This window comes from Aurantibacillus circumpalustris (genome assembly GCF_029625215.1).
GTDB lineage: Bacteria > Bacteroidota > Bacteroidia > B-17B0 > Aurantibacillaceae > Aurantibacillus > Aurantibacillus circumpalustris.
The window spans coordinates 2,454,632-2,472,605 of record NZ_CP121197.1 but is presented as its reverse complement, the minus strand read 5'-3'; the positions used below and the strand labels follow the sequence as shown (position 1 = coordinate 2,472,605).

Annotated in this window: 11 protein-coding genes and 1 tRNA gene; 8 read left to right on the top strand and 4 right to left on the bottom strand. The window is 36.0% G+C overall.

Annotated features, from left to right (window positions below; genetic code table 11):
• Positions 1 to 212: 212 nt before the first annotated feature.
• Together P2086_RS10345 and P2086_RS10340 are read right to left on the bottom strand one after the other, a co-directional pair.
• Positions 213 to 286: transfer RNA gene (locus tag P2086_RS10345), tRNA-His, on the bottom strand.
• A 124-nt stretch (positions 287 to 410) separates the two neighbouring features.
• Entirely contained in the window at positions 411 to 4,541 is a 4,131-nt protein-coding gene (locus P2086_RS10340) for a DUF7948 domain-containing protein (RefSeq protein ID WP_317896665.1), read from the bottom strand.
• A 73-nt stretch (positions 4,542 to 4,614) separates the two neighbouring features.
• Here P2086_RS10340 and der point away from each other — a divergent pair, with 73 nt between their 5' ends.
• Entirely contained in the window at positions 4,615 to 5,922 is a 1,308-nt protein-coding gene (gene der, locus P2086_RS10335; protein ID WP_317896664.1) for a ribosome biogenesis GTPase Der, read from the top strand.
• 3 nt (positions 5,923 to 5,925) lie between these two features.
• Here the strand turns inward: der and P2086_RS10330 are convergent, their stop codons facing one another.
• Complete coding sequence (locus tag P2086_RS10330; RefSeq protein ID WP_317896663.1) at positions 5,926 to 6,306, bottom strand: hypothetical protein; 381 nt, start codon at positions 6,304 to 6,306, stop codon at positions 5,926 to 5,928.
• A 181-nt stretch (positions 6,307 to 6,487) separates the two neighbouring features.
• Between P2086_RS10330 and P2086_RS10325 the strand changes: the two genes are divergently transcribed.
• The 3 genes from P2086_RS10325 (at position 6,488) to P2086_RS10315 (ending at position 10,647) form a co-directional block, all read left to right on the top strand.
• The gene (locus tag P2086_RS10325; RefSeq protein WP_317896662.1) at positions 6,488 to 8,113 is read left to right on the top strand and encodes a carboxypeptidase regulatory-like domain-containing protein; all 1,626 of its coding nucleotides are present in this window, start codon (positions 6,488 to 6,490) and stop codon (positions 8,111 to 8,113) included.
• Between the two features lie 150 nt (positions 8,114 to 8,263).
• Positions 8,264 to 10,246, top strand: coding sequence for a 1-deoxy-D-xylulose-5-phosphate synthase (dxs, locus tag P2086_RS10320; protein WP_317896661.1), 1,983 nt, complete (start codon positions 8,264 to 8,266; stop codon positions 10,244 to 10,246).
• 8 nt (positions 10,247 to 10,254) lie between these two features.
• A complete protein-coding gene (locus tag P2086_RS10315; RefSeq protein ID WP_317896660.1) occupies positions 10,255 to 10,647 on the top strand; it encodes an SRPBCC domain-containing protein in 393 nt (130 codons plus the stop codon).
• A gap of 60 nt (positions 10,648 to 10,707) precedes the next feature.
• Here the strand turns inward: P2086_RS10315 and gldB are convergent, their stop codons facing one another.
• Entirely contained in the window at positions 10,708 to 11,724 is a 1,017-nt protein-coding gene (gene gldB / locus P2086_RS10310) for a gliding motility lipoprotein GldB (protein WP_317896659.1), read from the bottom strand.
• 53 nt (positions 11,725 to 11,777) lie between these two features.
• Here gldB and P2086_RS10305 point away from each other — a divergent pair, with 53 nt between their 5' ends.
• The 4 genes from P2086_RS10305 (at position 11,778) to P2086_RS10290 (ending at position 17,966) form a co-directional block, all read left to right on the top strand.
• The gene (locus tag P2086_RS10305) at positions 11,778 to 12,641 is read left to right on the top strand and encodes an outer membrane beta-barrel protein (protein WP_317896658.1); all 864 of its coding nucleotides are present in this window, start codon (positions 11,778 to 11,780) and stop codon (positions 12,639 to 12,641) included.
• Between the two features lie 253 nt (positions 12,642 to 12,894).
• Positions 12,895 to 13,386 (top strand): acetyl-CoA carboxylase biotin carboxyl carrier protein, encoded by a 492-nt coding sequence (accB, locus tag P2086_RS10300; protein WP_317896657.1) that lies wholly within the window; start codon positions 12,895 to 12,897, stop codon positions 13,384 to 13,386.
• A 78-nt stretch (positions 13,387 to 13,464) separates the two neighbouring features.
• Positions 13,465 to 14,808 carry an acetyl-CoA carboxylase biotin carboxylase subunit gene (gene accC / locus P2086_RS10295; RefSeq protein WP_317896656.1) on the top strand — a complete coding sequence of 448 codons (1,344 nt, stop codon included), beginning with the start codon at positions 13,465 to 13,467 and terminating at the stop codon, positions 14,806 to 14,808.
• Positions 14,809 to 15,053: 245 nt separating this feature from the next.
• Positions 15,054 to 17,966: a sensor histidine kinase gene (locus P2086_RS10290; protein WP_317896655.1), complete on the top strand. Its 2,913-nt coding sequence runs from the start codon at positions 15,054 to 15,056 to the stop codon at positions 17,964 to 17,966.
• Positions 17,967 to 17,974: the final 8 nt, after the last annotated feature.

Genomic DNA, 17,974 nt, shown 5'->3' with positions numbered 1-17,974 from the left:
TACAGCAAGCAGGAAACTTTTTTATCCCTCTATCTTCTTAATTATCAATACATAAAAGTTAATTTCATTAGAATTACCTTGACGCCAATTCGATAACTATCGGGACCCGTCGGGATTTTTATTTAATTCATAATCTTACGAAAGCAAGCTTTCGACACTTCTGAATTAAATAAAAAAACCCCGCATCAGCGGGGTTAATTTAGTTTTGTTTGGGTAAGTAATGGGACTCGAACCCACGACCCTCGGTACCACAAACCGATGCTCTAACCAACTGAGCTATACCTACCATTTATTACTGAATTCTGTAGCTTTTTCTGTTCTTAATTAGAACAATTTTTAAGCTACCGCCTCTGTAAAGAGTTGGCAAATTTAATAATTTTTTTTCTTACAGAGTGTAATTTTTTAAAGATTTATCGAATGAGTGTGACGTTCCCTTTTTTGAAAGTTTCCAAGCCATTAATGCATTTTACTTTGAGATACCAGCCAAACACGCCTACATCTGCAGGTCGGCCTTTGTATCTGCCATCCCAGCCATTATTTAAATCGTAAGTTTCAAAAACTTTTTCTCCCCAACGGTTGTAAACTGCAAAATAAACCTCCACTACTTTTAATCCTTTTACGCGAAAAATATCATTTTCACCATCACCATTTGGCGTAAACGTATTCGGAACAAAGGCATCCGTTTCAATGCAGCCCTCTGAGTAGGCATCAACATGCACGGTGGCATCAGCCGCGCAAGCTCCAAGTCTGGCCGAGGCGGTATAAGTTGTTGGTTGATTAGGTGCTGCAAACACCGTGTAGCCCGATGTGGGACTAGTGCTGCCAGGCGGTAACCAACTCACAAATGCACCTGGATCACCTGTATAAATAAGTGTACTCTTTTCTCCCGTAGTGATTAAAATAGGGTTTGCATAAGCGCCAACCAGTCCTGATGAAAGAACATCCACATCTACTTGAGCTAAGAGAAGAAACTTACATGGCTTACCATTCACCACATCATTTGTAGTTATATCCACCGAATAAGTTGTATTCACTACTGGCGTTGCAATAGGATTTGACATAGCTGGAAAGTCCAAGGTTTGAGGAGGCGACCACTGATATGAAATACCTCCAGTAGCATTTAGTTGTGCAAAATCTCCTCTACAAATTGCTGTAGCCGCATTCACAGAAACCGGCGGCGGAGTTGGCAGGGTAACAGTTGTATCCTTACTACTTTTACAACCAAATGTATTAGTTGTTTGTAAATTTATTGTATAAGTTCCTCCGATTTTATAAAAGTTAAAGGCGTTTTGCACTGTACTTGTTTTTCCCGGTGCCAATGTCCAGAGCCACTGTGAAATATCGTCATACGATTTATCAAAGAAACGCACATCTCCACCACAAGGATTGGAAGTATAGTTAAATGCGGTCGTAGGTGTGGGTAAAACTAATACCTGAGTAGTGAGCGTTTTACCACAGGTATAACCTGGTGAATTGTTTAGAATCTGAACAGTATAAATGGTTGTAGAAAGAGGTGAAGCTATAGGAGAAGCGATCAAGTTGTTGTCCAATGATCCTGGAGGATCCCATGTATAACTAGTTCCACCAGTAGCTGTAATATTTTTACTTGATCCGTAACACAAACTTGTTGTGCCAACTGCACCAGGAGCAAAATTAAATATTACAATGGTTTTAGTTAAAACCGTGGTGCAACCAATTTGATCCGTCACAGTTAAACTGATGGTATATGTTCCGTTTCCCGGATAGGTATAGGTGACAGTGCCTAAATTGCTGATAGGGCTTCCATCTCCAAAATTCCAGGCATAAGGATTTGCACTTAAGTTACCAGTTGTTGTTTGTGTTGCTAAAATTGTATTTGTGCATGGTGTAATATTCACGTTAAAAGCCACTGCTGGCTTTGGAAGCACAGTGACGTATGTTTTTGTGCGGTCGGTTTTGTTACACGTTAAATTATCCTGAACAGTTAATAAAATTGTATAGGTGCCAGGTGCTGTATAAGTAACTACAGGATTTGCATTAGAAGAACTCGTATTACCATTTCCCAAATCCCATGTATAAGTAGCTGTAGAACCTCCTGGTGGTGTAGCATTTGTAAGTGTAACGGTTAGCGGTGAACAGCCAGATAAAGTATTTGTGCTGATGGTTGCAATCGCCAACTGTAATTGAAAATCGAGTTTAATAACCCCGTTATTGCAGTTCGCGGCGTGGTTTGGATTTCCTGGAGTACCCGGCCAAGCTCCAGGCGTAACAGGGAAATCATCATTACCACCGCATCCGGCACACACCGATTGGTAAATACGCCCACCCGGATCGAAACGCGAAGTGCCGCCATCTACATGTTCTGCGCTAAAGCTTCCACCAAAATAGGAACCGTATTTTAGCAAAACTGCATTCGAATCTAATCCCATAAAATAAAAATCAAAACCAGTGGTTGTGGCTTGTGTTGGTATTAAAAGCGGCATATTGGCTAAAGGAGGTGGGTTTTGACCCAACACACTTCCGCCCCAACCCGAGATATAAATATTATTGCATTTATCCACTGCAAACGCACAAGGAGATATATCTGTGTTATTAGTATAGTTTCCAAAAACCGTTGACATATTCAAAACACTTAAACTTGGATTAAACCTTGAAATAAACTGGTGTGTATTCGGGACGCTAAAAATGGAAGACTGATTAGAGGCTATCACGATTGGAATTGCGCCTAGGGATTGGCCGTAAATGTATATGTTGTCATATTTATCCGCCTGAACAAAAAATGATTGATCGTAACTACTCGTTCCAAAATAAGTACCATTTAGCACAGTGTTTCCCGAAGGACTAATACGCAATACATAACCGTCTGCCGCACCACCTTGATAATTTTGCTGATAACCACCATTAACATAAGGTAGGCCGCCTATAGATGCGGGGCTAGTAGTTCCTCCTGTTACATATACTTCAAAATTATCTTTTACAATTAAGCCGTAACCAGCGTCAAAACCATTACCTCCAATAAATGAAGAGTTAAGTAAAGAGGATAAATTCGGATTAAACTTAGCAATGATTCCGTCCTGAATGCCATTGAGACTGTTGTCAAAAGCATTTACAACAGGAAAGTCTGCAGAGCGTGTGGAACTGGTAATATAAATATTTCCCAATAAATCTACCTGAATTTCGCCTCTGCATTGATCTCCATAATTGTGTTGCAAATTAATATAATCGGGCTCGGTTACGGTTTCATTACCTGTTGCAGGAGGAGCAGCTGGTACAGAATATAAAAAACTAAACTGATTGCTATAATTTAAGCCATCATTAGCTGATCCACCTAAAAAAGTTGAAGCCAATAAACTCGTTCCATTTCCATTAAACTTTGTAACAAAAATATCCGTTCCGTTATCAAAACGTGTACCGTTAGAAACAAACATCACAAACGAACCTCCATTAAACGTTTGATCGAAGGCGCCAGAAGTTGTTGGGAAATTTGAGCTACCAGTTACTCCGTAAATACACAGGTTGTTTGCGTTATCTACAATCATGCTGTTAACGGTTTCGGCAAGACTTCCGCCCAAATAAGTGGAGTAAATCAGCGCAGTACCTGCGGAATTATATTTCGTAACCACTACGTCGGTGTTTCCATAAAATACAGCACCAGTAAAACTTGAGCTAAAGGCACCTAAAGTAGCGGGATATCCGGTACTATATGCGGTACCGCCTGCGTACAAACTCCCTTGATTGTCATAAGTTGCCGACATTCCAAAATTATCAGCCGTTGAGCCTGATTGCGCCGCAAATACTAACACAGGATCAATAACTAAATCATAATTTTTATCATATCCATCCGGAAAATCAAAACTCAAAACACTTCTTTTAAAACCATAAACACATTTCACTTCTTTTACAACACCATTTATCAGTTGGTAAGCATAAGGCTTTTGCTCAATCACTTCGTTTACAGAAAGTTTTAGAATTAATTTACCGTCCTTTAATTTAATGTCATCTACGCCTTCGTAACGTAGTTTTATTAGCGAAGGATCTGATTTAGCACTGACATGAAAATTATATTTTAAACCATTAACGGCAGTGAGTATTTCGTAATCAATACCAGGATATAAATTCCTTAAAAACAACTGGTGGTAATTTTTAACATCGCTCTGCCATTTCGATTTATCATTTCCGTAATAAAAATTCTCATAATCTAAGCCCTGTTGCGCCTTCTCAGGAAAAGTAGCGGGATTGCAGTTTTCGAAGCTGATTTTGTATGCATGGAAATTTATATTCAAATTATCATACTTCTTTTTTAAGGCACCACCATGATGAATGTCCCTGTATTTTTTTTTGTCGTAAAATGAAAAGGTGAGTCCTGTTTTTTCAAGAAATAAAGCGCCACCGTCTAATTGAGCTCTGAATAAGATTTTAGAGTCCCACTGCCCTTTATTTTCAGTGAATCTAAGTGCCGGACTTACGTGGGGGCTTACTACCTGCTGATGAGCATTACTTTGAGCATTATGAAGGCAAAAACACCCAAAAGAAAATAGAATAAGTAACAGTTTGCGGGTCATTAATCAAATATACATTAATTCACTTTATTTTACAATATGCGGTTCACCGTTAATTTAGTACTTTTGTGCCCTTATGTCAAATGTAGTTGCAATAGTAGGAAGACCCAATGTGGGTAAATCAACACTTTTTAATCGTTTAACAGAAACGCGTCAGGCGATTGTTGATGAAGTAGCGGGAGTTACACGCGACCGTCACTATGGGAAAGCAGAATGGCAGGGTGTTGAATTTAGTGTGATTGACACAGGCGGCTACATTAAGGGAAGTGATGATATTTTTGAAGGCGAAATTCGCAAACAAGTTCAAATTGCTATTGATGAAAGTACAGCGCTTATTTTTACTGTAGATGTTATTGAAGGTGTTACACAATTTGATACAGAAGTAGCTAAAATTATACGTAAAAGTAAAAAGCCTTGTATTATAGTGGCAAATAAAGTAGATAGCCATGAAAAAGCAGCTTATTCTGCTGAGTTTTATCAATTTGGACTTGGAACAGTTTATCCTATTTCAGCCATTAGTGGCAGTGGCACAGGAGATATGTTGGATGCACTTGTAGAACTTCTGCCAAAAGAAGAAGGAGGGTTGGAAGAAATTGAAATTCCACGTATTGCAATTGTTGGCCGACCAAATGTTGGAAAATCATCTTTAACTAATGCCTTATTAGGTGAAGAAAGAAATATTGTAACAGCAGTTGCTGGAACAACCAGAGATACCATTAATACCCGTTATTCAAAATTCGGACACGATTTCTGGCTCATTGATACAGCGGGAATCCGTAGAAAAGCAAAAGTTCATGAAGATCTTGAGTTTTACAGTGTGATGCGAAGTATTAATGCCATCGAAAGAAGCGATGTTTGTTTGTTAATGATTGATGCGGAACAAGGAATTGAAGCGCAAGATTTAAGCATTCTTAGTTTGATTGAAAAAAATAGAAAAGGAGTTGCGATCATTGTAAATAAATGGGATTTGGTTGAAAAAGATACCAAGACTGCAAAAGAGTATGAAGAAAAAATTCGCGAGCGTATAAAACCGTTTAAAGACATTCCGATTTTATTTATCTCTGTTCAAGACAAACAAAGAATTATGAAAGCCGTTGAAGTAGCCATGAAGGTATACGAGAATAAAACACGCCACATCCCTACCCGACAATTGAACGATTACTTATTACCGCTCATTGAAAGTACTCCGCCGCAAGCGGTTAAAGGCAAGTATGTAAAAATTAAATACATTACACAATTAAAAACAGAAGCTTTATTTATGTTTTATTGCAATTTACCGCAGTATGTTACTGAAGCTTATAAACGCTTTCTTGAAAATAAAATCCGTGAAGCCTATGATTTCAGCGGTGTGCCACTTGTAGTGAGTATGAGAAAGAAAAACTAAGGTTTATTCTTTTTTACCGTTTTCTAACCAACAAGAAATCAATTCCTTTTCTTCTGAAGTAAGAGCTGGTCTTTCTACTGGAGGCATACGCGTTGGTGACGCGTCTAATACACGCTCTTTAATTCTTCCAGCATCGGCGCGATCTTTTAATAAACTGTAAGTTTCTAAACGAGGGTTAGAGTTGTTTCCATCATGACATCCAGCAAGTGAACAATTGTTTGCAATGATTGATTTGATATCTTTTGTGTAGGTTACCTCATCACAATTAATGCCAGTAGGGGGTGTTTCTTCAGGCAGTTTGCCTACTTTTTTATCACAGGAAACGAAAATAAGAAAAGCAAAAAATAAGAAAGAAACAGCAACAACAAGTTTTGATTTATTCATAGTTTATTTTTGTAGTTCAGTCAAATTTAGTTAATTTTCATTTACATCAAAACATAATTATTACGTTGACCACGCTACTTCGTTAACACAAGCGAAAAACCTGTTAAAAATCAAAACTTTTTCCACAATAAGGCTACTTTCAGAAAATAACCTGTATTTTAGTTTTCTAAACAGATACTTTATGAAGAAAATTGTTTTACTGTCACTTTTTTTAAGTCTCTCCTTTTTAACATACTCTCAAAAGGAAAAAAAAGGTAATGTATTTTCTAATACTGCCGATGAGGCAAAACTATTCTCTGCAAAACAAAAAATGCTTTCAGGAGATTATCTTAGCGCGTTAAACACCTTTCGTGAAGTAGAAAAAAATAACCAAACGGATGCTTCTGTTAAATATTATGTAGGGGTTTGCTATTTTAACTTGGGCAAAATAGATAACGCAAAAAACAGTTTTATAAAAGCTATTGAAATAAATGTTGACGTGAAACCAGAAACGCATTTTTATTTAGGAAGAACTTACCAGATAGAAGATGAGGTTGATAGTGCCATCATAGAATTTAAGCTCTTTAAAACCTTACCTTTAAATGATAAAGAACTGCTGGAAGATGCAGCAACGTATCTGAGCCAGTCTGAAAACGCAAAACTATTAATGGCACATCCTGTTCCGGTTGTTATTACAAATCTTGGCGAGGAAATAAACAGTAAATACGATGATAAAAATCCTTGTATTACGGCCGATGGAAACAGAATTGTTTTCACCACACGTCGTCCTGAAACCACAAACGATCCTACCGATGTTGAAGGAGATGGTAAGTACTTTGAAAACATTTACACAACAACACTCGACTCAACCGGAAACTTCACAAAAGCAGTAAGTATTGGAAACACTATAAACACAAAGGCACACGATGCTGTTACCAGTATCTCTCCAGATGGAAAACAGATTTTTATTTATTTTAATGACATGAATAGTCCTGCCAAACGCGGAGGAAGTGTTTTTGTAAGCAAGGTATTAAACGACAAATGGAAAGCTCCCGTAAGTCTCGGTAAACCTATAAATTCTTCGTATTGGGAAGGAGGCGCCTGCATTTCAGCCGACGGTAAACGTTATTTTTTTAGTAGCGAACGAAAAGGAAGTTATGGCGGCAGCGACATTTGGATGGTACATAAAAAAAACAAAAGTGAGTGGGGAGAACCCGTAAATCTTGGTCCCGAAATTAATACCGTTTACGATGAAGCAGGCATGTTTTTGGCTCCAGATGGAAAAACACTTTTCTTTTGTAGCAACGGTCCAAAAAGTATGGGTGGTTACGATGTTCTAAAAACTGTATTTGAAAATGGAAAATGGAGTTCGCCAGTGAATGTTGGGTATCCTATAAATAGTAGTGGTAAAGAAGGTCAACTTACGATCAGTGCTGATGCCAAATTTGCTTATGTGTCGAGTAATCGTAAAGGAGGATTTGGAGAAAACGATATTTATAAAATTGACTTAAAAGATTATGCAATACTTGAGCCGGATGGTAAAAAGAAAACAAGTAACGGTTTAAGTATTTTAAAAGGTACTATTCGTGAAGGAAACGAAGGGTACGGAATTCAAGATGTAGAAGTGATAGTAAAAGATGAACAAAACAAAGAAATAGGGTCTTCTCTAACGAATGAAAATGGTGAATATTTTTTCACCATGCATGGCGGCAAGTATATTTTAAATGTAAAGAAAAAGGGATACGTTGAAGTATCTGAAAACATTGACCTTGGAATAAGTGAGGCAGAAACCATCATTTTAGAAAAGGGTTATCTCCTTAAAAAATAATTGCTTAAAAGAGGTTGGCGAGCCTTGTTTAACGTAAACAGAAGCAGAAACCTCTTTTACCGTTAATTAATACTAAAGGGTTAATAAACTCTGATTTTATTGATAATAAAATACCAAAATGATGCGTTAAAAAAATTTATCTTTGTGCTAATGGAAATTGTAAAAGGTTCGGGTTTTATTCCAGGTGATTTGTTATCAAAAATAAATTCACCTTCGGATTTAAAAAAGTTAAATGAAGACCAGCTAGAACAAATCAGCTCAGAACTTCGCCAATATATTATTGATCTTGTTTCGGTTAAAGGTGGACATTTTGGTGCTTCACTTGGTGTTGTTGAGTTAACGGTTGCTTTACATTATATTTTTAATACTCCTTACGATCAATTGGTTTGGGATGTTGGTCATCAAGCCTATGGGCACAAGATACTTACCGGAAGGCGCGATAATTTTCATACGAATCGTGTATACAAAGGCCTTAGCGGCTTTCCAAAAAGAAGCGAAAGTGAATATGATACCTTTGGTGTAGGACACTCATCTACTTCAATCAGTGCTGCACTTGGAATGGCTGTAGCCAGCAAGTACAAAAACTTAAAAGATAAACAGCACATTGCCGTAATTGGTGATGGCGCAATGACTGCTGGACTTGCTTTTGAAGGCTTAAATCATGCAGGAGTTGAAAACGCAAATCTCTTAGTTGTTTTAAATGACAACTGTATGAGTATTGATCCAAACGTAGGAGCACTTAAAGAGTACTTAACAGATATTACCACTTCACATACCTACAACAAAGCAAAGGACAAGGTGTGGGAACTACTTGGGAAAATAAGCAAGTTTGGTCCCAATGCGCAAGAAATCGCTTCTAAAATTGAGAATGCTGTAAAAACAAGTTTGCTCAAACAAAGTAATTTATTTGAGTCGTTAAAGTTTAGATATTTTGGTCCTGTTGACGGTCATGATGTTGTGAGGTTAACAAAAGTTTTAGCAGATTTAAAAGATATACCGGGACCAAAAATATTGCACATTCTTACAAAAAAAGGAAAAGGATATAAGTTTAGTGAAGAAGGAAACGAAACCGTATGGCACTCACCAGGTTTGTTTAATAAAGATACCGGTGAAATTATTAAAGTAATTCCTAAAACACCTCAACCACCAAAATACCAAGATGTTTTTGGTCACACCATTGTTGAACTCGCTGAAAAAAATTTAAATATCGTTGGTATAACTCCTGCAATGCCTTCTGGTTGTTCATTAAATATTATGATGAAAGCTATGCCAGACAGGGCTTTCGACGTTGGTATAGCTGAACAACACGCAGTTACTTTTAGTGGCGGACTAGCATCTCAAGGTTTAGTACCTTTTTGTAACATCTATTCTTCCTTTATGCAACGCGCATACGATCAAGTAATCCATGATGTTGCCTTACAGAATTTAAAAGTTATTTTTTGTCTCGATCGCGGTGGCTTGGCTGGAGCAGATGGTCCGACACATCACGGTGCCTATGACATTGCTTATTTCCGTTGTATTCCTAAGATGATTGTGAGTGCACCGATGAATGAAGAAGAACTTCGCAATTTAATGTACACCGCCCAATTGGATGAAGTTAAAACTGCATTTAGCATTCGTTATCCTCGTGGTCAAGGTGTAATGGTTGATTGGAAAACACCATTTAAAAAAATTGAAATTGGTAAAGGCAGGAAAATTAAAGATGGAAAAGAATTAGCCATTTTATCACTGGGTCATCCAGGTAATTTGGTAACAGAAGCTATAGAACGTCTTAAAGAACAAGGCATCAATGCTGCGCATTATGATATGCGTTTTGCAAAACCAATTGATGAGGCATTATTACACGAAGTTTTTACTTCGTACACTAAAATAATTACCGTTGAAGATGGCTGTATTATTGGAGGAATGGGTAGTGCTGTTCTCGAATTTATGGCTGACAAGAATTATTCTGCCAGGGTGGTACGTTTAGGTATACCCGATAATTTTATTGAGCATGGCGAGCAAGTGGAGTTATACGAGGAGTGTGGTTTTTCCCCAAAGAAAATTGCAGAAACAGCGATTGAAATCTTAAAGGAAAACAAACAAACAATCTTGAAACAGGGTGGAACTTCGCTTCATGATAAACAAGCATAATTATAAAAGTGGAAAAATTTAAAGTATCTGTAAAATTGCATTGCCCGGCCAAAGAAGTATTTACCGGTTGGCTGAACGATAAAACTCATTCTGAATTTACAGGTGGTAGCAAAGCTAAAACGAGCCCAAATGAAGGAGGCAGTTTTTCAGCATGGGATGGCTACATAACTGGAACAAATGTTGAAATATTTCCTTACAAAAAAATAATTCAAAAATGGCGTACAACTGATTTTGCGACCGATGATGAAGATTCTCTCATTGAGCTTTTTTTTACGTTTAAAGACGATCACACTTTAGTAACCATTACACACACTAACATTCCTGAAGGCCAAGGTGATCAATACAAAAAGGGTTGGAAAGATCATTACTTTGCTTACATGAAAAAACACTTTGAAAAGTAATTTTTATTTTGAAGCGAGAGCTAAGTCTTTCTAAAACTTAGACAGTTTGTTTTACCTCATTTACGGTCGGTATTTACTCTTACTCAAAATCTTTTGAGCATTGGCATCTTCCATTAATTCTTGTAAAGTAACTTTGTTGTTATTTTTCATGTAACTCTTTACAATTTGCCAACCAATCCACATGGCAATGCGTGGCGGACATTCCTTACTAATAGCACCTGTAAATGGTCCCTCGCTGGTGAGTTCGCGAATCGTATTTAAATTATTTTCGTAGAGACGATTTTTTTCAGCAAAATAACTCCAGTAATTTTTTTCATACTCTTTACAGGCTTTCATTTGTTTGCTGGAATAACCAATGATCAAACTATCATTGGTATTAGGGAGAAGTGCGTTTACAGCATAATATAATTTACCATAAAAAATAGTATGGTTAAGGAGAGTGTTTTGTGGTAAATCGTTATCAAACTCAGTTAAAATCCAACCTCTAGCTATGTCTGACAATAAATGTGCTTTGTTCATTTTACGTGTTTGATACATCGGGTAACGCAACATTTGATAGAACTTTGCGGTATCACCCAAGTACATATCAAGACTAACTACAAGAGCACTGTCGAGATAAGCAAAGGCATAGTTCCACCCAGTTGTACAGGTAATAAAACGCGTAGGTAGTTTTCTCTTTGGAAAATGGTACTTAAAACGCTTTACGCAGTTATTTACTTCTTCACTAATATTTTCAAACTCTGAGGTAGAATACATTTTTTTTGTATAGTCATAGGCTTCGCGCACATTTTTATCTGAAACAAAATCAAGCACCATTGCTTTGTACGCTGTATCCTTTGTCCCATTCAAGCCAAGCGGATTGATTAAAAAATGTTCGTAAAACATGCCGTATTTTGTTTTAATAGTTTTACTGTTTTCATCAAAATTTGAAAGATTAAGCTTAAAAAGATCTTCTTCCAATCTTAGTGTTTGTAAGGGTTCTAAATCAACGGAAGAAATATCGACTTCGAGTTTGTTATCATTACAGGCAAAAAGAATGAAGGTAGAAAGTGCAATAAAAAGAATTCTTTTTCTCATGGTTGGTAGATCTATTTTTTATATTTGTAAAAGTAACCATATAATAAAAATTAATGATGAAAAATTTTCTACTAGTGCTAACAGTATGTTTACTTATGCCGTCATCGTTATTGTCACAAGATGCTGCGCCTGTAAAATCTGATTTTGATAAAAAATTTCGTTTTGGATTAAGGGTTGTTTTGCAACCAACATGGTTTAAGAGTACTGAGAAAAGCAATGTACCAAGTGGTGCAAAATTTGGCTATGGTTTTGGTCTTAATATTGAGAGAAGATTTTCTGAAACAGCAGGTTTGCTAACTGGAATTGGTGCCGATTTTGAAGGAGGAAAATATACTTTTAGAAACGATCCTTCTATAAATTATGAATCTATGTATTGGATGGATGAGAATAATGACCTTGTTACAGCTACTTCGGAAAATAGGACAAAAGCCTTAAATACTGGGTTTGTTCTAAAAGAAAGATCTGTTAAAACGACTTATATCACCATACCAATCATTCTTAAACTATCAACAAAGGAGATCAATGGAATTAAGTATTCAGGAATGTTTGGAGGTGAATTAGGCATAAGGATCAATGCCATTGCAGAAGACTCCTACCTTCAAACCCGTAAATATAATGACACAGGTTACACAGTTGTGCCAGGCGTTGAATCTCTAAGTGGTATTAAAGTAAATAAAGAATTTTCCCCGATACCTTTAAGGTTTGCTTTTAATGGTGGATTAGGTGCTGAATATAGACTATCTGGATCAACTGGCGTTTTCATAAATATTAATTATGTAATTACACTTACTAATCAAATGAGAAGTGAATCTGAGTACACCGTTTATAAAACAGAGTCGGGAGCTAATAATTCTACTCCTATTAAACAAAATTTAAAAATGAGCGCTATTCGAATAAGTATTGGCGTAATGTTCTAAAAAAAGCTCAAAATGACTAAAAACTGTTTCGTTTTAGATGAAGCGGTTTTTTTTATGTTAAAACCTTCGTTTTCAGTCAAAAACGACTCAAAAACACCAATTTTGTTATAAATCAAGCTCAAAAACACTTTTTTTAATCAAAATTACTTTTACTTTTGCCCCACTAACTAAAAAATTATAATTAGATAGCCTTAGGTTTATTCACGCTTAATAGGACTGTCAGATACAATTATTAACTAAAAAAATTAAACACATGAAATTAACAGAAATTCAGGATCTAATAAAATTTGTTTCAAAGAGTGGTGTTAGCGAAGTTGAATTAGAAACAAAAGAAATTAAGATAGTTATTCGCACGCCAAAAAGTGGTCAACCTGTGCTTATGCAACAGGCGCCAGTAATGGCCGCACCTATGGCAGTTGCTCCTGTAGCACAAGCTGTTACTGCACCCGCTAATGCTGGTGGAGAAGCAAAATCCAATGGAAGTGCTAATTCCGATGAAGCTAAGTACGTTACAATAAAATCGCCAATGATTGGTACTTTTTACCGTTCAGCAGGGCCAGACAAAGCAGCCTTTGTAGGTGTTGGAGATGAGATTACAGCTGGCAAACCGGTTTGTATTATCGAAGCAATGAAATTATTTAATGAAATTGAAAGTGATATTAAGGGGAAAATAGTAAAAGTACTTGTGGATGATGCTACGCCAGTAGAATACGATCAACCTTTATTTTTAGTAGATCCTTCTTAGGAATTTTAAATGTTGAATGATAAATAGATCATTTAACTAATACAAAATTTAAAATTTATAACTTAAAATTTCAAAATCGTGTTCAAAAAAATATTAATAGCCAATAGAGGGGAAATTGCACTGCGCGTTATACGCACCTGTCGTGAAATGGGAATTAAAACGGTTGCTGTTTATTCAACAGCCGACAAAGATTCTTTGCATGTTAAGTTTGCTGACGAAGCTGTGTGTATTGGACCTCCTCCAAGTAAAGAAAGTTATCTGAATATGGCCAGCATTATTGCTGCTGCAGAAATAACCAATGCTGATGCCATTCATCCTGGTTATGGTTTCTTAAGTGAAAACGCTAAGTTCTCAGAAATCTGTCGTCAGAATAAAATAAAATTTATAGGTGCCTCTCCCGAAATGATTAACAAGATGGGAGATAAAAGTAATGCCAAGGCTACCATGATAGAAGCTGGAGTGCCATGTGTACCAGGATCTGAAGGATTACTTGATAGTGCTGAACAGGGAATGGAACTTGCCAAAGGAATTGGTTACCCAGTAATTATTAAAGCTACTGCCGGTGGTGGTGGTAAGGGAATGCGTATTGTTTGGAATGATGAAGAATTTCAACCAGCTTGGGATAGTGCAACGCATGAAGCTTTTGCTGCCTTTGGCAATGGTGCTATGTACATGGAAAAGTACATTGAAGAACCACGTCACATCGAAATTCAAATTGTAGGCGACCAATACGGCAAAGCCTGTCATTTAAGTGAACGTGATTGCAGCATTCAACGTCGTCATCAGAAACTTGTAGAAGAGACACCTTCACCATTTATGACCCCTGAATTGCGTGAAGCCATGGGCAACGCTGCTGTTAAAGCTGCTTTATCCATTGCCTACGAAGGTGTGGGGACAGTAGAGTTTTTGGTTGACAAACACCGCAACTTCTATTTTATGGAAATGAATACGCGTATTCAAGTAGAACATCCTATCACTGAGGAGGTAATTAATTATGATCTTATTCGTGAGCAGATTTTAGTTGCCGCCGGTGTTCCTATCTCTGGCAAAAATTATTACCCGCAATTACATGCTATTGAATGTCGCATAAATGCAGAAAATCCTTTTATGAATTTTGTGCCTTCACCAGGATTAATTACAACCTTGCATACACCGGGAGGACACGGAATTCGTGTAGACTCACATGTATACAGCGGATATAGAATTCCGCCAAATTACGATAGTATGGTAGGCAAATTAATTACTGTTGCACAAACACGCGAAGAAGCCATTGCTAAAATGCACCGTGCTTTGAGTGAATATGTAATTGAAGGTGTAAAAACTACCATTCCGTTCCATATTAAATTAATGCAAAACGAAGATTTTAAAGCCGGTAACTATACTACTAAGTTTATGGAAACCTGGGATTTTAAAAATGCGTAAATAATAACAAATCGAAAACCACCTAATTCAGGTGGTTTTTTGTTTTAACCGCATTTAGACACTAGAAGCCTTTGAAAAAGGTGAACTGGCTGTTTAGGGTTTAATACCGGTTACATCGCGCTAGCTGGCGCACTGAAAACTAAATTAGATTGGAATACATTATTTTTCAAATTAGTATAAGAATATTGGCTATACTTATGTTTCTTTATTTACAGCAAACTTTATAATATATTTAATAATTCGCTTTGACTAAAACCCAAAATCCTATATTTCATATTATTAAATCATCCTTTTCTTTATTCCAAAAAAGGCTGGCATTTGTACTTTTACTTTTTGGAAACTTAGCGTTTTCTCAACAACCTGCCTATTTTATCCTTGGTGCCGATCAATTTAAGGGCGTTCAAATTTATGATGTTATTCAGGATAAGGATCTCAACTACTGGTTTGCAACAAATGAAGGATTGTTTTATTTTGATTATCTACATTATGAAAAAGTAGAGTGCGATGAATCGAAAAATAATTCTTTATTTGGATTTAAGATAGATAAAGAAGGTAATATTTATTGCCATAATTTAAATCACCAGATTTTTCAAATTGTTCGAAAAAAATGTTCTCTATTTTATGAACTAAAAACAGATGAAGCTCATAATGATATTGTGTTAGCAATCGCCAATGATGACAACGTAATTGTAGGTGGAAGAAAAATAATTGTTCTTAATAAAAATAAGAGCGTGGTACAGCGGTACGAACTCAAGAAAAGCAGTGTTGGTGTATCTTTCTTAAGAAAAGACAAAAAGACGCAATTTCACATTTCGGGTACCGATAGTGTTTTATTATACTCTTATGGGGTCTTTACAAAACATCGACTTCACTTTGATTCAAAGACCCACCAAGCTGTTAGCAATAATTATATTTTCTTTAATTTAAAAAACAATTCGTTCGCCCTCGATCTTGGATCTAAAAATATATTTAAATTCGATCAGTTCGATTTTTCCCTCAGCCTTTTACCTAAGGATAAAACTTTTGAACGCAGTCCTTCGGTAAGACTCAATAGCACAGGAGACGAAGCTTGGGTGGGTGGTACTTTGCCAGGACTTAACCTCTTAACCGAAAAGAGCTCTAGCCAAGTTTACTATCAGGATTATTTTATTTCAGATATTTTAAAAAATGAAGAAGGTAATTTTTTACTCAGTACTTTTTATAATGGTGTACTTGTAATTCCAGATTTAAAAATTTCTGACGTTGTTCGATCGTTTCGGGACGATCCTATTGCTACCCTTTATTCTGACAACGATCTGGGACTTTTACTTGGATCATCAACAGGTAATTTAAATTCTATGAGTTCAGAAGGCTCGCTTAAAAACTTGAGCAAAACTGGCAAGAGACCAATTAATGTTCTGCAAGGTGATCCCCGATCAGACTTAGTTTTATTTGACGATGGTTTTATTAAAGCGTACGATAAAAATACCGGAAAAATTTTCCCAATTCTTCAATCCTCTTTAAAAGACGCTGTATTCACATCGAAAACAACATTTTATTTAGGAACAAATAATGGGATTCATAAATTCAAATGGTTAGGAGCTAACAATTTTTTAAAAGAACAATTGAACGGTTTTGAGAACAGAGTATATTCTTTAGAATATGATCCCAATGAGAAATTAATTTATACCACGACTGCAAACGGCATGTTTGTTATAGATTCTTTAGGTGAAAAATACTCAATCCAATATTTAGGTAAAGATATTTTCCCTAACACCTTGCATTATTTTAATGGGAAAATTTATGCGGCCGATAAAAAAAATGGAATTCTTGTGATTGAGAAAGTAAAAATAGTATCGGCAATCGCACCAATAGTAAATCGCAAAAAGGTAACAATTACTAAAATGCTGATTTTCAAAAACACCATACTAGCAAAAACGACAGATGGACTCTTTCAATTTGATTTAAATGGGAAACTAATCAAATCAATCCATTCACTTTTCGGAATCAGTGCTAAACGTATCTTAGATTTTACGATTCATCAAAATTATCTTTGGGTAAGTCATAGCGAAGGTGTTCAAAAAGTTGATTTAAGTTATGATCCCTCAAAAAGCAAATTTCCCGATGTTCGCATAGATAGATTGCTAATAAACGATGAAGAAAAATCGCTTAATCAAGTCGCGAATTTTGAAAGTAACAAACGAAAAATACAATTTGTATTGTCGCTACCTACTCTGCAAAATCACGAAACAATTCACTACCATTACAAACTTGAAGGTTATGAAACCGAATGGAACATAACTAACTATGATTTAAACAAAGTTACCTATAACGCGCTCGCGCCAGGCAAATATTCTTTTTTGGTAAAGGCCGAAAATCAAGGGAAATTTAGTAAGACAATTTCTTACTCTTTTAATATTGCGCAACCCTACTATTTAAAATGGTGGTTTATTGGCTCTATAATTTCTCTGTTTTTGGTTTTTGTTTTTATGATTTACAGGTGGCAACTGAATATTCAACAAAGAAAATCAAAACAACTCAACGAAATTAATGTTTCAAAACTTACTGCGATTCAATCTCAAATGAATCCGCATTTTATTTTTAACGCGTTAAATTCAATACAGGATTTAGTACTAAAAGGTGATATTGAAAATTCATACTCTTACATAACCACCTTCTCAAATCTTGTTCGACGTACCTTAAACTATTCAGAAAGAGATTTTATAGATTTTGATCAGGAAATAAAACTTCTTGAACTCTATTTATCTTTGGAAAAATTGCGATTTAAAAAAGATTTTAATTTTGAAATTATTGTGAAAAACGTAGATGAAATTATGTTACCACCACTATTAGTACAACCGTTTATTGAAAACTCTTTGGTTCATGGTTTGTTACATAAACATGGAGAAAAAAGCTTAAAAATAACCTTTGAACTTAAGGACATACTGATTTGTATTGTTGAAGACAATGGTATAGGACGTGAGAAATCGAAAATAATTAAACAAAGACAAAGGCCAGAACATGAATCGTTTTCAGGAAAAGCAATTCATAACCGCTTTAACATTCTTAGCAAAGTTTATGCAGGTGAATACGGTTACACCTATGAAGATTTATATCAAAATAATGAACCTTCGGGCACAAGAGTAACTTTACATATTCCAGTGACGCGTAAATTTTAATCCATTAC